At 73.6% G+C, this 15,410-nt stretch carries 19 protein-coding genes; 7 read left to right on the forward strand and 12 right to left on the reverse strand.

Going from position 1 to position 15,410, the window contains the following annotated elements; translation table 11 throughout:
* Positions 1–53: 53 nt before the first annotated feature.
* Complete coding sequence (locus HHX41_RS41810) at positions 54–563, reverse strand: winged helix-turn-helix domain-containing protein (RefSeq protein WP_182906735.1); 510 nt, start codon at positions 561–563, stop codon at positions 54–56.
* Positions 564–742: 179 nt separating this feature from the next.
* Positions 743–1,480, reverse strand: coding sequence for a polyphosphate--glucose phosphotransferase (gene ppgK, locus HHX41_RS17165; protein WP_182906736.1), 738 nt, complete (start codon positions 1,478–1,480; stop codon positions 743–745).
* A gap of 150 nt (positions 1,481–1,630) precedes the next feature.
* Between ppgK and HHX41_RS17170 the strand changes: the two genes are divergently transcribed.
* Positions 1,631–1,921 (forward strand): hypothetical protein, encoded by a 291-nt coding sequence (locus tag HHX41_RS17170; RefSeq protein ID WP_139580668.1) that lies wholly within the window; start codon positions 1,631–1,633, stop codon positions 1,919–1,921.
* 93 nt (positions 1,922–2,014) lie between these two features.
* On the opposite strand, the gene HHX41_RS17175 is transcribed toward HHX41_RS17170, so the two are convergent.
* Positions 2,015–2,941: an NmrA family NAD(P)-binding protein gene (locus HHX41_RS17175; RefSeq protein WP_182906737.1), complete on the reverse strand. Its 927-nt coding sequence runs from the start codon at positions 2,939–2,941 to the stop codon at positions 2,015–2,017.
* Positions 2,942–3,040: 99 nt separating this feature from the next.
* On the opposite strand from HHX41_RS17175, the gene HHX41_RS17180 reads away from it, so the two are divergent.
* Both HHX41_RS17180 and HHX41_RS17185 read left to right on the forward strand, forming a co-directional pair.
* The gene (locus HHX41_RS17180; RefSeq protein ID WP_169980003.1) at positions 3,041–3,610 is read left to right on the forward strand and encodes a TetR/AcrR family transcriptional regulator; all 570 of its coding nucleotides are present in this window, start codon (positions 3,041–3,043) and stop codon (positions 3,608–3,610) included.
* A gap of 40 nt (positions 3,611–3,650) precedes the next feature.
* Complete coding sequence (locus tag HHX41_RS17185) at positions 3,651–4,193, forward strand: dephospho-CoA kinase (protein ID WP_182906738.1); 543 nt, start codon at positions 3,651–3,653, stop codon at positions 4,191–4,193.
* A 96-nt stretch (positions 4,194–4,289) separates the two neighbouring features.
* Here HHX41_RS17185 and HHX41_RS17190 read toward each other — a convergent pair whose 3' ends face one another.
* From HHX41_RS17190 to HHX41_RS17200, 3 genes are all read right to left on the reverse strand, one after another.
* Entirely contained in the window at positions 4,290–4,991 is a 702-nt protein-coding gene (locus tag HHX41_RS17190; RefSeq protein WP_182906739.1) for an HAD family phosphatase, read from the reverse strand.
* An 87-nt stretch (positions 4,992–5,078) separates the two neighbouring features.
* Entirely contained in the window at positions 5,079–5,477 is a 399-nt protein-coding gene (locus tag HHX41_RS17195; RefSeq protein ID WP_169979997.1) for a cupin domain-containing protein, read from the reverse strand.
* A gap of 27 nt (positions 5,478–5,504) precedes the next feature.
* Positions 5,505–6,188: a bifunctional 2-polyprenyl-6-hydroxyphenol methylase/3-demethylubiquinol 3-O-methyltransferase UbiG gene (locus HHX41_RS17200; protein WP_220504124.1), complete on the reverse strand. Its 684-nt coding sequence runs from the start codon at positions 6,186–6,188 to the stop codon at positions 5,505–5,507.
* 109 nt (positions 6,189–6,297) lie between these two features.
* Between HHX41_RS17200 and HHX41_RS17205 the strand changes: the two genes are divergently transcribed.
* Positions 6,298–6,735, forward strand: a complete 438-nt coding sequence (locus HHX41_RS17205; RefSeq protein WP_169979994.1) for an Hsp20/alpha crystallin family protein — start codon at positions 6,298–6,300, stop codon at positions 6,733–6,735.
* Between the two features lie 143 nt (positions 6,736–6,878).
* Here HHX41_RS17205 and HHX41_RS17210 read toward each other — a convergent pair whose 3' ends face one another.
* Complete coding sequence (locus HHX41_RS17210) at positions 6,879–7,739, reverse strand: universal stress protein (RefSeq protein ID WP_182906741.1); 861 nt, start codon at positions 7,737–7,739, stop codon at positions 6,879–6,881.
* 153 nt (positions 7,740–7,892) lie between these two features.
* Between HHX41_RS17210 and HHX41_RS17215 the strand changes: the two genes are divergently transcribed.
* Positions 7,893–8,162 carry a DUF1876 domain-containing protein gene (locus HHX41_RS17215; RefSeq protein WP_169979990.1) on the forward strand — a complete coding sequence of 90 codons (270 nt, stop codon included), beginning with the start codon at positions 7,893–7,895 and terminating at the stop codon, positions 8,160–8,162.
* Positions 8,163–8,286: 124 nt separating this feature from the next.
* Here the strand turns inward: HHX41_RS17215 and HHX41_RS17220 are convergent, their stop codons facing one another.
* From HHX41_RS17220 to HHX41_RS17230, 3 genes are all read right to left on the reverse strand, one after another.
* On the reverse strand, positions 8,287–10,482 hold the full coding sequence (locus HHX41_RS17220) for a S8 family serine peptidase (RefSeq protein ID WP_182906742.1): 2,196 nt from the start codon (positions 10,480–10,482) through the stop codon (positions 8,287–8,289).
* Positions 10,483–10,633: 151 nt separating this feature from the next.
* Positions 10,634–10,918, reverse strand: coding sequence for a hypothetical protein (locus tag HHX41_RS17225; RefSeq protein WP_182906743.1), 285 nt, complete (start codon positions 10,916–10,918; stop codon positions 10,634–10,636).
* A 22-nt stretch (positions 10,919–10,940) separates the two neighbouring features.
* Positions 10,941–11,558 carry a hypothetical protein gene (locus HHX41_RS17230; RefSeq protein WP_182906744.1) on the reverse strand — a complete coding sequence of 206 codons (618 nt, stop codon included), beginning with the start codon at positions 11,556–11,558 and terminating at the stop codon, positions 10,941–10,943.
* Positions 11,559–11,732: 174 nt separating this feature from the next.
* On the opposite strand from HHX41_RS17230, the gene HHX41_RS17235 reads away from it, so the two are divergent.
* Positions 11,733–12,344, forward strand: coding sequence for a helix-turn-helix domain-containing protein (locus HHX41_RS17235; RefSeq protein WP_182906745.1), 612 nt, complete (start codon positions 11,733–11,735; stop codon positions 12,342–12,344).
* Positions 12,344–13,099, forward strand: a complete 756-nt coding sequence (locus HHX41_RS17240) for an SRPBCC domain-containing protein (protein WP_182906746.1) — start codon at positions 12,344–12,346, stop codon at positions 13,097–13,099. The genes HHX41_RS17235 and HHX41_RS17240 overlap by 1 nt, the downstream gene beginning before the upstream one ends.
* Before the next feature lie 82 nt (positions 13,100–13,181).
* On the opposite strand, the gene HHX41_RS17245 is transcribed toward HHX41_RS17240, so the two are convergent.
* Positions 13,182–13,913, reverse strand: coding sequence for a DUF429 domain-containing protein (locus tag HHX41_RS17245; RefSeq protein ID WP_182906747.1), 732 nt, complete (start codon positions 13,911–13,913; stop codon positions 13,182–13,184).
* 10 nt (positions 13,914–13,923) lie between these two features.
* Positions 13,924–15,300, reverse strand: a complete 1,377-nt coding sequence (locus tag HHX41_RS17250; protein WP_182906748.1) for an FAD-binding oxidoreductase — start codon at positions 15,298–15,300, stop codon at positions 13,924–13,926.
* Positions 15,301–15,410: the final 110 nt, after the last annotated feature.

Below are 15,410 nucleotides of genomic sequence, written 5' to 3' on the forward strand. Positions count from 1 at the left end.
AACGCCCCCCGCCGATCTGCCAGCCGTTTTTCGGCGGCCCTCTTGGGGCGAGGTCAGTGGCGGCGCGGCGGCTGGTACTTGTACCCCACGTTGCGGACGGTGACGATGCGGCCCGCGTGCCGGCCCAGCTTGCGGCGCAGCCGCAGAACGTGCACGTCGACCGTACGGCCGCCCTCGTCGTCGTACCTGTCCCAGACGGCCGCCATGAGCTGGCGGCGGTTGTAGACCCGGCCGGGCGCCGAGCTGAGATAGTCGAGCAGCTCGAACTCCCGGAAGGTCAGTTCGACCTCCTCGCCGCCCGCGCGGACCACCCGCGCGGCCCGGTCCAGGACCAGCTCCTCCTCGTCGTGGGCGGGCCGCCGCGGCGGCGGGGCCGTACGCTCCCGCGCCACCGGCGCGTCCGCCGAGCCCCCGGCGGGCACCAGGTAGCCCACGATCATCAGCACGGCGCCGGTCTCCGGCACCGGCAGCACGCCGAGCACGGACCCCTGCCCGAGATCGGGGGGCTCATGGCCCTGCTCGCGCCTGCGCTCCACAAAGTCGATCACGTTCTGGTGGGACATGCCCTCTCCTTGCCTCGTGGCGTACCGGACGGTGGTGACCGCGGTCGTCAACAGGCGGCGGCGCAGACGCGCAGCAGGTCGATGTGCCGGCGCTGGGTCAACCTCCCCGAGGGGTTCATGGGATCATCATGGCAGCGATATTACCCGCTGTCCAGGTAGGAATAAGGGACTTCTATCGCTCAGGGGACGAGCGCGGCTCCCGCGGCGGCCATCGCCGCGCCGATGATCCCGGCCTCGTTCCGCAGCACGGCGGGCATCAGCGGGGTGTCCCCGAGGTCGACGTACGGCAGGAACCTGTCCGCCTTCTTGCTCACGCCCCCGCCGATCAGGATCAAAGTGGGCGACAGCAGGTCCCGCATGTGCCTGAGGTACTCCTCCACGCGCCCGGCCCACTTCTCCCAGCTCAGGTCCTCCTCTTCGCGCACCCGGTCGGAGGCGCGGTGCTCGGCCTTCCTGCCACGGATCTCGACGTGGCCGAACTCGGTGTTGGGCACGAGCGCGCCGTCCACGAAGAGCGCGCTGCCGATGCCGGTGCCGAAGGTCAGCATGAGCACGACCCCGCGCCGGTCGCGGCCCGCGCCGAAGGTCATCTCGGCGACGCCGGCCGCGTCCGCGTCGTTGAGCACGACCGCCTGCTCGCCGAACAGGTCGGCGCCCTTCACCCCGATCCACGACCTGTCCACGTTGGCCGCCGTCCTGATGACCCCGTCGAGGACCACTCCGGGGAAGGTCACGCCCATCGGGCCGGTCCAGGAGAAGTGCTCCGCGATCTCGCGTACGGCCTGGGCGACGGCCCCCGGCACGGCGGGCCGCGGTGTCGGGATGCGCAGGCGCTCCCGGGTGAGCACGCCGGCGGCCGTGTCCACCGTGGCGCCCTTGATTCCGGAGCCGCCGATGTCGATGCCCAGAACTTCCATGACTTTCCTCCTGGTCCGGCACGGCTACCCAGCCGCCCTCACCTCATGCGCGGTCGCGAGTATCGCACGGCGTGATGGGTCGAGCCGGGTTACGGGAGGACAGGCCGGGTACGCCCGAAATCGGGGCAAATCACCACAAGGGGGACACGCATGATCAGGACACTCCACAAGATGGGACTGCGCTCCAATCACATGTACAGCGCCGCTCTGGGGTCAATCGGCATGTCGATCGCCTCATGGGTCGTCTCGAACAAGTACGAGGCGGCCGGCATCGAACGCGCCGACCGCTGGGCGTTGTTCGTCGGCGAGTGGGCGCCGACCTTCTTCGCGATGGGGGTCGCCCTGCGGATGGAGGAGATGGCCCAGGAGAAGGGGCAGGAGACCCCCGAGTGGCAGGAGCAGAGCAGCGACATCCGCCGCCCCACCCGCGCCGGCGTGTAGCGAGGGCGGGCAAGGGCTTCCACGAGCGGCCCGGAGGGACCGGACGGCCCCTCCGGGCCGCCGCATGACCACCCCCGGCCGTTCCGGGAAGCGTCAGGCCACGGCCCGCAGGTGCTCGTACGCCCAGTCCTCGAAGGTCGTGAGCGGGATGCCGAGGGCCCGCGCGTACTCCGGGCGGGCGGGCTGACCGACCACGTTGATGAATTCGTGTGCGGCGACGCCGTAGCCCGGCATCCCCGCGGCGACCGCCTCCTCCACCGTCATGTCGGGCGCGGTCAGCTCGGTGCCCAGAGCCCGGGAGAGGACCGCGGCGATCTCTCTCATCGGCCGGTGGTCACTGGCCAGTTCCAGTTCGACGCCGTGGAACCGTTCCGGTGCCGCGAAGGCCGCGGCGGCCGCCGCTCCGATGTCGTTGACCGCGACGAGGGAGAGCCGGGTGCCGGGCTTCAGCACGGTCACGATGCCCCCCTCGACGCCGCGGGGAAGCAGGTATCCCGCGGACGGGAGGAAGTTCTCCATGAAGAAGCCCGGCTTGATGATCGTCCAGTGCGTGAAGCCCGCCGCACGCACGCGGTCCTGGGCGCCGGCCTTGGCGGTGAGGGCGGGCTCCAGCGACGCCCAGCGGCCTTCGGCCCAGCCGGGGGTCTCGGTGTGCCGCCCCGCGCCGGTGACGGACGTGTGCACGAACTGCGGCACGCCCGCGGCCAGCGCGCCCTCCACCAGGTTGACGGCCTGAACCAGCTCGCCCTCGAAGTCGAAGGCGCCTGCCCGCAACGCCGGCATCTGCACCGAGAAGATGGCCCGGGCTCCTCGCGCGGCCCTGATCACGGAGTCGCGGTCGCGGAGGTCGCCGGCGACCAACTCGGCGCCGAGCGCTTCGACCGCCCTCGCTCGTTCGGTCGCGGGGTCGCGGACCAATGCCCGGACGGGGACGCCGTTCGCCAGCAGGGCACGGGCGGTGGCGCCCCCCTGCTGTCCGGTGGCGCCGGTGACCAGAACGGGTGCGGAAGCGATTGCCATGTGGCCCTCCTGGGCGAGCACAGAAACGGCGGGGCCCGCCGTTTATGTTTCGGTACAATACGGCGGACCCCGCCACTTAGCAACCGATGAGGTGACACGATGCCCGTCCAGCGCGCGGACGCCCGGCGCAACTACGCGCGCCTGCTCGCCGTGGCCAAGGAGGCGATCGCCGCGGAGGGCCCCGACGCGTCCCTGGAGCAGATCGCCCGCACCGCGGGAGTCGGATCCGCCACCGTGCGCCGGCACTTTCCCGATCGCCAGTCGCTGCTGGAGGCGGTCTTCCGCGAACGGGTCGAGGCCCTGTGCGCGCACGCCCGCGAGCTGACCGGCAGGGCCGACACCCGGGCCGCGCTGCTGGAATGGCTGAGCGCCGTCCTCGCGGACGCCGCGACCATCCGGGGGCTGGCCACCGCGCTGACCCGCGACCGGGCGGCAGGCCCCGACGCGGCGCACGAGCACTGCTGCTCGGCGCAGCTCACCGAGGCGGGCGACCCGCTGGTGCGCCGCGCGGCCGACGACGGCGCGCTGGCACCGGGCGTGACCACCGGCGACCTGCTCGCCCTGATCACCGGCATCGCCCTGGCCATGGAACACCACCCGGACTCCGCCGCCGACGCGCAGCGGCTCCTCGGCCTGTCCATGGCGGGGATCAGCCCCCATCAGGGGTGATGGGAGTAGGCGCTCCGGTGCTCCGTCAGGCTCGGCCCGCATGACAGCAGACCCCGCGGCGGTCGCGCGCTGGCTGCGCACGCGGCCCGCCCGCGCGGCCGGCACCCGGGTCCTGGCCGTCGAGGGCCGCTCGGGCGCGGGCAAGTCGACGCTGGCCGCCGCCGTGGCCGCGGCGCTCACCGCGCCGGTCGTCCGGATGGACGACCTGTACGACGGCTGGGACGGCCTGCAGGCCGGGGTGGACGCCCTGCTGGAGTGGGTGCTGCGTCCTCTGGGCCGCGGGGACCGGGCACGCTGGCGGCGCTACGACTGGACGCGGGGCCGGTACGCCGAATGGCACGAGGCCCCCCGGGCGGACACCATCGTCGTCGAGGGCGTGGGCTGCGGCGCCCGCGAGGCGGGGCCGTACCTCAGCGGGCTGGTGTGGCTGGAGGCCGCCGAGGAGGTCCGGCGGGCGCGGGCGCTCGCCCGCGACGGCGAGGTGTACGCACCCCACTGGCGGCGCTGGGCCGAGCAGGAGGAGCGGTACTACGCCCGCCACGACGTGCGCTCCCGGGCCGGCCTGGTCATCGTCACGGGCTGAACCGCGTCGGAAACGGACCCGCACGCCGGCCTCGTCGTCACCGGCCGAGCCGCCTCGGGAACGAACCCGCTTGTCGCCGTCCCCGGCTGAGGCCCGTCAGGCACGGATGCGCACGCCGACCTCGTCGAGCCGCGTCAGCAGCTCGGCGGGGTCGGCGTACACGCGGAAGGCGCCGGCGCGCTCCAGCTCGTCCCTGCCGTAGCCGCCGGACAGCAGCCCGACGCCCAGCGCGTCCGCACGCCGTGCGGCCAGCAGGTCCCACACGCTGTCGCCGACGACCATGGTGAACCTCGGCTCGACGTCCAGCAGCGCGGCGCCCGCGAGGAACAGGTCCGGATCGGGCTTGGCCCGGCGCACCCGGTCGCGGTGGACGAGCGGCACATCGGGCGGCAGTCCGAGCATGTCCAGCGCGTGCCGGGCGGTGCCGGCCCGGCTGCTGGTCGCGATCGCCCAGCGGACGTCGTTGTCGGACAGGCGCCGCAGCAGCTCGGTCGCGCCCGGCAGCGGGCGCACCGAGTCGATCTGCTCCAGATACGCCTCGGCGTGCGCCCGCTGCAGGTCCTCGATCTGCTCGTCGCTCAGCGAGACGCCGGTCTCCCGCAGCAGCGCGTTGACGAGCAGGCCGCCGCTCATGCCGATCCGGCGGTGGACACGCCACACCGACAGGTCGATGCCGACCCCGCGAAGAGCGGTGCGCCAGGCGATGACGTGCTGGTAGACGCTGTCGATCAAAGTGCCGTCGAGATCGAAGAGGAAGGCCGGGACGGGCGGCTCCGGGTAGTCGAATCGCGTGTTCATCCGGGCAGTTCTCACCGGCCGGCGCCCGCCGAAACACGTCCGGCCGCTTTCACCGCGGCGGGCGGACCGAAACCGTGGAGACCGTGCTCAGCCGAGGCCGGCGCGGTACTCCTCGTCGGTCACCGGCCCGTGCCAGTGGGTCTTGCCGCTCGCCGTGACGGCGATGTGCACCAGCGTGTCGTCGTCGACGGCGCCGTGCCAGTGCTTCTCGCCCGGCTGGACGTGGACCCAGTCGCCCGGCCCGATGAGCGTGCCACCGGTCTCACCCCAGCGCGTCACCACGCCGCGTCCCGACAGCACGTACAGCGCCTGCTCCCCGTCGTGGGTGTGCCACCCCGAGCGGGCCTGCGGGTCGTAGGAGAAACGCTGGGCGCGCAGGCCGTCCGGCTCCACCTCCTTCAGCGTCTCCGCCTCCCACACGCCGTCGGTGAACCTGTCCGGTCCCGGCCGGGTGGCCTTGATCTCGCCTTCGCGTACGAACCTCATCGCGCACTCCCTTCGCCGCGGGCCGCGTCATGCCGGCGCCGCCCGCACCCATCCACGATCGCAGCCGAGGAAGCCCTCCATCGTGAGCCCGGCCTCGCGCAGCAGTTCCCCGAACCGGTCGTCGGTACGGCGCCTGCTGACGAACGTGTGCGTCCATCGCCGGTCCCCCACGACGTACTCCATCGTCGCGTCGAGCAGATCCGGCTCGGGGCGGCTCACGTCCGTCATCCGGACCACCCGTCCGTCGCCGCGCCTCTCCGACGGCCCCACCGTGTCGTACCACTCGGGCGGACGGCGCTGGAGGATCACGCGCCCGTCCGGCGCGACGTGACGGCGGCAGGTCCGCAGGAACGCCCGGCACAGATCGTCGTCGGCGGTGTCGATCACGTACGACATCAGCAGGACCACGTCGAACCTCCGGGACAGGGACAGGTCCTGGATGCGGGACAGGACCGTCTCCGCCCCCTGGATGTGCGCGAGCATCTCGGGCGACTCGTCCACGGCCACCACCTCGTGGCCGAGCGCGAGGAGGGCGTGGGTGATCCGGCCCACCCCCGCGCCGAGTTCGAGGATCGCCGCGCCCTCGGGTATCGCGGCGTGGACGATCCCGGGTTCGCCGTCGGGCGTGAGCGTCGCGTAGTAGTCGACCGCGCACCCGTCCGGAGTGATCGGCCCGGGGCCGGTGCCGTGATAGATCCGTTCTGGCAGCATGATCACCATCCTGCATCACGGACTCACCGATAGTCCGACTGTGGCGATTTGTCCGATTTCTGCCGGGTATTTCTTCCATGATGAGTTCTGCCGGACGGAGGTGACAGGCATGAGCGTTCCGATGCGACGGGAGTCCAGAGGTCTCGTTCCCGACCTGTTCGACCTGCTGGAGGCGCCGATGGCCGCACTGCGGCCGATGGCCGGGCAGCAGATGCGGCTTGAGGACTACGTCGAGGACGACCGGTACGTGCTGCGCGCCGAACTGCCCGGGATCGACCCGGACAAGGACGTGGAGATCAGCGTGTCGAACGGCGTGCTGACCATCCACGCGGAACGGCGCCACGAGGAGCGGCAGGCGCACCGCACCGAGTTCCGGTACGGAGCCTTCACCCGGTCGGTCGTGCTGCCGCAGAACGTGGACGAGAACGACGTGAAGGCCACCTACGACAAGGGGGTCCTCGAGGTGAGCGTGCGGCTCGCCGAGGAGCGGGAGGAGCGCAGGCGAATCCCGATCGAGAAGCCGGGAGCCGGGCAGCCGCAGAGCTGAGGCGGCTCACGCCGGGCCCGTCCGCGCCGCGCGGACGGGCCCGGGTCGTGTCCCGCCCGTCCCGGAGCGCGTCCTGACCGGCTCGGTGCCACCCGGCCCTGCTCGGGTCGGCCCCGCTCACCTGCTCAGGTCGTCGGCCCTGCTCAGGACGACGACGGGGACCGCACGACGGCGACCGGGCACTCGGCGTGGTGCAGCACTCCCCGGCTGACCGAGCCGAGCATCGCCGAGCCCAGCGCGCCCCGTCCGTGGGAGCCGACCACGAGCAGGCCGGCCCCGCGCGAGGCCTGGACGAGCGCGTCGACCGGGTGCCCGTAGACGATCTCCTCCCGCACCGGCACCTCGGGACACCGCCCGCGCGGGTCCGCCAGCTTCTCCCGGGTCACGTGCCGGTGGGCCTCGCGCACCTCCTCCACGTCGTAGGTGATCTCGGGCGCGAGCGGATGGGCGGGCAACTGCCATGCGTGCACGGCCCGCAGCGCGCCGCCGTGCGCTTTGGCCTGTTCGAGGGCGTACGCCAGGGCGGGCTCGCATTCGGGCGAGTCGTCCACGCCCACCACGATCTCTCCCCTGCCTCCGCTCCACCCGGGCCGTACGACGACGACCGGGCAGGGGGCGTGACCGGCGACGTGGGTGCTGACCGACCCGACGACGATGCCGGCGAAGCCGCCGAGTCCCCTGCTGCCGAGCACGATCTCGACGGCCTCCCTGGCCTTGTCGCGCAGGACGCGGGCGGGGATGCCCTCGACGATCTCCGTGCTGATCTTCACGTCCGGCTGCCGCTCGCGGGCCACCGCCTCCGCGGCGGACAGGGCCCGCTCGGCGTGGGAGGTGAGCGGATCGCCGCCGGAGACGGGGAACTTGGGGATGCCGTACGCCCAGTGGTCCACGACGGAGACGAAGCGCAGCGGGCAGCCGCGTCGGGCCGCGTCGTCGGCGGCCCACCGCACGGCGGCCGTCGCGGCGGGCGAGCCGTCGGTGCCGACGATGATCGAGCCGGACATGGACGCTCCTTCCTGGCCTGTGCCTTCCTCACCTGGCCTCTCCATGTCACCACCACCGGCGGCGGCGCTCCAGGGCCGCAGGTCCTCATTACCGGGCCCGATGCCGGGGCCGTCCGGCCGGGAGGGATGCTGGAGTCCTGGAGGTGGTCCGACATGGAATCGAAGCGCTGGACCGTCGAGATCTTCGTGAACGAGGACGACAACGACGACGTCACCACCGCGACCGCCGTGCTGTACACGCCCGCGGGACGACGCCACGAGAGCGTCGGCCGAGCCCGCCGCAACCCGGTCGACCGGCCCGTGCCGGAGATCGGCGACGAGCTCGCGGCCGGACGGGCCCTCGCCGACCTGGGGGCGAAACTCATCGGGGACGGTGCGGAGGACGTGGCCCAGCTCGCAGGCCCCGCCTACGAGTCGTACTGAGGTCCCGGCCCGCGTCCGGCGGCGGCCGACGCCTGCCGGGGCCGGAGCGCCGGAGGACGGGCCCGCCGGCGAAGCCGGATCCCGGGGGCTCCGCGGCGAGCCCCCGGAGTCCGGCCGCACGTCCTCATTCCGCCGGGCCGGCCGGGTCCTCGCCGAGGAGCCCCGCGGCCCGCATCTCCTCCCGCAACCAGGCCATCGCCGCCTGCTCGTACGCGGCCGGGCCCGCTCCCGCGACCGGAGTGCCGTTCGCCGTGCGCGGACCGGCGGGGACGTCGCCGGCCGCGCCGTCAGGCGCACGGCCCCCGCCGGGGCCGGGCGCGTACGGCCGCCCCGCGGCCGTTCCCCTTCGCTTGGCCCCTGTCCCGGGGCCGCCGGACGCTCCGCCCTGGTCGGCCGCCGGGACGCCACCGGCCGCCGCGGCCCGTCGGCGCGGGCCGCCGGGCACGAGACGACCTGCGGGCACCGGCCCGTTGGGCGTCGCGCCTCCGCCGTACGCCGCCTGGGGCGCCATGCCGGAAGACACCCCCGGGCCCGCCTGGCCGCCCTGGCCCGCCCGCCCGGAGTCGCCGCCCGGGCCGCAGGCTTCCGGCACGAGCAGTCCCGCGCCGGTCATCTCGGCCGTGAGCTGCCCGAGCAGCGCGTCCGCCTCGACCGGCTCGGGGGTGATCTGCGCGAGGGCCGGCGCGAGCGCGCGCAGCGCGTTCGGCATGCCCGCGCCGGTGCGGTGGAGATCGCCGAGGTTCAGCGGGACGCAACTCGACCTGATGATGTGGAAGAGGTGGTCGACCCGCCGCGCGTCCCGCCCGCTGAAGGGACCCCGGAAGTCGCCGTGGTGCGCGAGCACCAGCGCCGCCAGGCCGGCGACGTGCGGCGCGGCCATCGAGGTGCCGTCCAGCGCGGCGTACCCGTCCGGGGGCACGGCCGACAGGACGGCCACGCCCGGGGCGCACACGTCTATCTCGGGGCCGTGGCAGGTGAAGCGCGGCGAGAAGTAGCCGTCGCCGGTCACCGGCCCGCGGATCTCGGCCTCGTGGGCGGTGCCGGGCGGGAACGCGTCGGCCTTGCCGACGGCCGCGACGGTCAGCACGCCGGGCAGGGTGCCGGGGAAGCCGACCGGTCCCCCGTCGTTGCCGGCGGCCACCACGCACGCCACGCCCGCCTCGCGCGCCTGCTCGATCTTCGCGGCGACGAGCGGTGAGTGGTGCCTGCTCGCCAGGCTCAGGTTGACCACGTCGATCCGCTGCTCGACGCAGTAGTCGAGCGCCTCGATGAGGTCGCTGAACCGCCCGCCCGGAAAGATCTTGCACGCGTGCACCTCGGCCTCGACGGCGAAGCCGACGACGCCGCGGCCGTCGTCCGCGCCGGAGACTATGGCCGCGCAGTGGGAGCCGTGGTAGGCGGCGTCGACGGACCAGCCGTCCGGCTCGCCGCCCACGAGGTCGACCCCGGCACGGACGCGGTCACGCAGGTCGGGATGCCGGAGGTCGGCCCCGGAGTCGACGACGGCGATCCTGATCCCCGCGCCGCGCAGCGTGGGCGGCAGGCGGTCGAGGTTCATCGCCTGCTGGCCCCAGCCGAAGACCTGCTTGCCGGGGAAGCCGTCGAAGGTCTCCGACAGGCGCATCGGCTCGATCAGGTTGTCGCGGGTCGTGGACAGGGCCGGGCGGTCGATGTGCACGCTCCAGTAGCCGGAGCGCGGCCGGACGGTCACCCCGCTGATCGACTCCGGGGTCTCCCCCACCATCGTGACCACGGCGCGGCCGTCGGCCCCGGTGGACGTCTGGGCGGGCCAGCCGTGCCCGGTCACCAGGACGCTCGCGCCGGGCAGCGGCGTGCCGTCGGCGTCCCTGACCAGGAAGGCGAACGTGCTCTCCACGCCCGGCGGCACCACCGCCGGGGCGGGCCGCCGCCTGCGCGGCGGCCGGGGCACGTCGCTGTAGGTGAGCAACCGGTCGCGCTCGAAGTAGAGCTGCGGATACTGCCGCCGCAGCGCCTCGACGTGCTCGGCGGTCATCTCCGCCACGACCACAGCGGGGAACCCGGGCGCCTGAGCCCCCGGGTTCCCCGCCGTCCCCCGCAGGCGGCGCAGCACGCGCACCTCGGGGTCGTCCTCCAGCAGCCTGCGCACCGTGTCACCGTCGAGAGCCGGCGCGGCCGCTCCCGGCGCCGCCGGATGCGACTGGGGCAGCGCGGCCACCATGTAGCGCCGCGGCCGGGGCTCCACCGGCTGCGGCGCCTGGCGGGATGCCTGCCGCCCCCGCGGGGACGCCGGGCGCGGCTCCTCGCTTCCGTCCTTGGGCTTGTCGTTACTGGTCACCACGTCTCGACTCTCCCCAGCTCAGGCTGGTGTGGCCGACCGCGCCCCGTACGGCGCGGCGGGCGGTTCAGGCTCTGTCATCCCATTCGCCGCTCTCGGGACGGCGGGGGCCCGGACCGGCCGCCGACCGGTCCGGGCCACCGAAGTGATCACGTCACAGCAGTGGAACCGTGGGCCGTCCGGGGGTGACGACGCCGAGCGCGAACTGGATCTGCGCCAGGCACGCGTCGTACCGCCCGGCCCGGTACAGCTGTACCGCCTGCACCAGCAGCGGGATGATCCCCGCGACCTGGGGCGCCTGCGGGAGTGACGCCTGCAGCCAGCCGTACAGCCGCTGGAGCGTCACGGCGCAGTGCGCCTGTAGCGGCGCGACCGGCGCCGGATGCCCCGTCACGACTCCCACGGCCGGGGGCGTCACCGGACCCATCCCGGGACCCATCGACTCCACGGTGTTCCTCCGATCAGAGAGCGGCACCGGCCGGCACCGGGACCTGCTGGTGCGGCTGGCCGTAGGCCTGGCCATAGGCCTGGCCGTAGACCTGCGACAGCGGCTGCGTGGTCATCGGGACCTGCTGCCCGTACGCCGCCTGCACGTGCTGGGGCATCACGGGCTGGGGCATCACGGGCTGGATGCCGAGGTGCAGGGCCTGCTGGCCGGGGTGCTGCGCGTACGCCTGGGTGGCGTACGGCTGGCCGTAGACCTGCGGGATCTGCTGGGCCTGGGCCTGGATGGCCTGCAGGGCCTGCAGAACCTGCGGCGGAAGCACCTGCTGCTGAACCTGCTGCTGGATCTGCTCACGGACCTGGTGCTGGTAGAGCACGCCCTCCAGCATCTGGCGGGCCGCGGGAGCGCCGTACCGCACGCTGCACCGCGCGACCTTGGTCCAGAAGGTCACCGGGCTCACCAGGTGCTCCTGCGGGAGGATCTGCTCCTCCTGCTGCTGGATCATCGCCAGCGGCGACAGCTGCTGCTGCGCCGCCGGGATCTGCTGACCGAGCTGGAGAGGCGAGATCTGCTGCTGAGCGCCGTACCCCAGCGTGGTCGCCATGGACGCGGGGTTCATAGTTGTGAACGTCATTGTCACTCCTTCGGAGCCAGTAGGTCCGGCCCATCGCCGATGTGATTACATCGCGTGACAGATCGGTAGCACAACGTTATAGGCGTAATGAGTGGCTAAGGCGGATTTGAGACTCGATCGCCGACACGTCTCTTTGCCTTGACAAAAATATTCGTCGGAAGCCATGCTTGGGACATGAAGGATGTGGCGGTGATCGAGGACCCGGCGGCGGCGGAGGCCTCCCTGGATCCGATCCGGGTTCGGTTGCTGGCCGAGCTGGCGGAGCCCAACTCGGCGACGATGCTGGCGGCCAAGGTCGGGCTGCCGAGGCAGAAGGTGAACTACCACCTCAAGACCCTGGAGCGGCACGGCCTCGTGGAGCTGGTCGAGGAGCGGCGCAAGGGCAACGTCAACGAGCGGGTCATGCGGGCGACGGCGGCGTCGTTCGTGATCTCTCCCGCCGCGCTGGCGTCGGTCGCGCCCGATCCGTCGCGCGCACCCGACCGGCTGTCGGCGCGCTGGCTGCTGGCCCTGGCCGCCCAGCTCGTGCGCGACGTCGGCACGCTCATCACCGGTGCGTCCCAGGCGCGCAAGAAGCTCGCGACGTTCGCCGTCGACGCGCAGGTGCGCTTCGCCTCGGCCGCCGACCGGGCCGCGTTCGCCGAGGAGCTGTCGGCCGCCGTGGCTGCGCTCGTCAGCAAATATCACGACGAATCGGCCGAGGGCGGGCGCGAGCACCGCCTGATCCTCGCCGTCCATCCCGCCGTCCCCCGGACGGTTTCCCCCCAAAGTGACGAGGAGGCCTGATGGCCCACGAATTCGAGCTCAGCAAGGAAATCGAGCTGGACGCGACGCCCGAGCAGGTCTGGGAGGCCATCGCGACCGGACCGGGCGTGGACTCCTGGTTCATGGGGCGCACAGAGATCGAGCCGGGTGAGGGCGGACGCGGCCGGTTCACCATGTTCGGCGGCACCGAGACCTCCACCGTGACCGCCTGGGAGCCCGGCAAGCGGTTCGCGTTCCGCAGCGACGAGAACCCCGACGGCCTCTTCATGGCGATGGAGTACCTCGTCGAGGGCCGCGACGGCGGCAGCACGGTTCTGCGCCTGGTCCAGCACGGCTTCCTCGGCGACGACTGGGAGACCGAGTACGAGGCGATGGTCACGGGCTGGGACCTGTACCTGCACAAGCTCGCCCAGTACCTCACGTACTTCCGCGGGCGGCCCGTCACGGTCGTGTCCGCCGCCCGCCCCCACGCGCCGGAGAGGGAGAAGGCGTGGGCGGCGATCAAGGACAAGCTGGGCCTCACCGGCACGTTCCGCGAGGGCGACCCGGTGCGGCTCGCGGTGGACGGCCTGCCCCCGGAGGACGGCGTCGTCGACTACGCGGCCCTGCCGGACTTCCTGGGCGTGCGCACCGCCGACGGTCTCTACGGGTTCATCCACTCGGGGCCGACGCGCGGGAACGTGGTGGTCCTCGGGCACCACATCTTCGCCGAGGACACCGGCCAGGAGCGCGCCGAGAGCGCCTGGCAGTCCTGGCTCACCCGGCTCTTCCCCTGAACGCGCCGGACTCCTGACCGCGCCTGTCCGACGACGAGGCCGAACCACGGCCGACCGGCGGAACAGCCTGCAAGGGCCGTCGTCAGGCCCAGATGGCACAGGGGATGCCGTCGGAGAAGACCTCGGGAGGATCGGGCAGGGGCCGGGCCCGCCCCGCGGCCACCAGCAGGGCGGTCCAGGCGGCGGCGCCCGCGTCGAGCACGTCGTCCACCCCCGCCGCCGCCCCTGCCGGGCCGAGGTCGCCCGCGAGCACGACGCCCGCCGCCGCCAGCAGTTCGCGCCGGCGCTCGGCGCCCGCCCACGTCGTCTTGGGGTGCGGCAGGGGCTCCCCCGCGAGCCGGGCGAAGCTCAGCTCGGGGTGGATCTCGACGACCCGCCTGCCCGCCTCCCGCACCCAGCGCTCGACCTCGAACAGCTTCTCCTTGAGCCCGAACGCCTGGCGGGAGACTCCTTCCCCGGTCAGGCGGCGGTTGACCGCCACGGCCGAGGCGTGGTCGTCCGCCTCCAGCGCGGCGCGCACCGGGGTCATGAACACCGACCGCCACCGGGGGCCGAGCTCCGCGCGCGCCAGCACGTCGGCCCGGCGCCGGCCCCGGCCCGGCGGGCCGCCGGGGTGGGCATCGGGCAGCCCGATCGGCATGTCCACGGCCACGACGGCGACCTCGCCGTCCGCGTCCGCCAAGGCGACCAGATCGGCGACCCGGGTCGCGAAGTAGGCACGCGCCGTACTTCCGTCCCGGGGGCCGGCGGACGGGACCACCCCGATCCAGCCCGCCCTGCACGCGTCGACGCCGAGCACACGAGCACCGTTCATGTGACCATGCTCAGCCCTGGCGGGGGACGACGTGACCGAAGCGGAACAGGTTCGCCGGGTCGTAGACCTCGCGCAGCTTCACCAGCCGCCGCAGCGTCTCCTCGGGCCAGGCCCGGGAGATCTGCTCGGGAGCCAGGGCGCTGCCCTGGAAGTTGATCTGCGCGCCGCCGGTGGACCAGGGCGCGGCGGCCTCCACCACGGCCCGTACGGCGGCGGGCACGGCCGTGTCCATCAGCTCGGGCACCGGCGCGCCGATGGCCAGCAGCGTGAAGGCGGCGTCGCGCCCGCCCACGGCGTTCGGCTCCTTGGGCTGACGGGCGAGCGCGCCGCCGAGCTGGCGCAGCTCGACCACGGCCAGCGGGACCTGCGCGGCCGGCCCGGCGACCGCGAGCAGCGCCTCCACGGTCTCGGCGGTCAGCTCGCGCAGCAGCGCGCCCCGCTCCGCGACCGGCATGGGCTGGGTCGGGTCCCGGTGGATGGAGTCGATCGCCGCGTACGGCAGGGGCCCGACGGCGTCGAGCACCGGCTCGGCAACGGCCCGCATGGGGGCCAGCAGCGCCTCGGCCTCCTGCCCCTCCCCCACGTGGGCGACCCTCAGGTGGACCACGAACTTGCCGCTGAGCTGCGGCGGCAGCTCGGGCAGCGGGGGCAGGCGCAGCAGCGCGACCGAGGTGGTGGTGGTCTCCGGCAGCGTGCCGGTCCAGGTGCGGTAGGCGTGCAGGACCCGCCCGGCGTCCTCGGCGGCGTAGAACAGGCCGCCGCCGTACAGGCCGGTGAGCGGAAGCAGGTCGACCGTGATCGAGGTGACCACGCCGAACCCGGCCTTGCCGCCGCGCAGCGCCCAGAACAGGTCGGGCTCGCGGTCCGCGTCGGCGGTGCGGATCACGCCGTCCCCGGTGACGACGGTGAGCTCCCGCACGTGGTCGGCCGCGAACCCGAAGGTCCGCGCGATCGGTCCGAGGCCGCCGCCGAGCGTGAAGCCGACCACGCCGACGCTGGTCGCCGATCCGCACAGCGGAGCCAGGCCGTACGGCGCCGCGGCGGCGACGACCTCGCCCCACGTGCAGCCCGCCGCGATCGTGGCGGTGCGTGCCGAGGGGTCCACCACGACCTCCCCCATGGCGCGGGTGCTGATCAGGACCGCGCCGTCGGCCGCCTGCACGGCGCCGTGGCCGGTCGACTGCACGGCCACGGGCAGCCCGTGCTCGGCGGCGAGCCGTACGGCGGCGGCCACGTCGCCGGCGTCCCGCGCCGCGACGACCACGGCGGGCCGGTGGCGCACGGCGAGGTTGAACCCGGCGGCCTCCTCCTCGAACCCGGCCTGCCCCGGAGCCAGGACCCGGCCGGCGATCCGTCCCCGCAGCGCGTCTTCGATGGTGCTGTGCATGTCCGTCCTTCGGATGTCGTCGTCTGTGACGGGAACAGTTGTCGCATCGGGGTCTTGGTGTTCGCTTGCGCCGATCGGGCCGGCGTTCCGCCGGGCGCCGGAAGGCCGCC

The sequence above is a fragment of the Microbispora sp. H13382 genome (assembly GCF_014161445.1).
In the GTDB taxonomy this organism is placed as follows: Bacteria; Actinomycetota; Actinomycetes; order Streptosporangiales; family Streptosporangiaceae; genus Microbispora.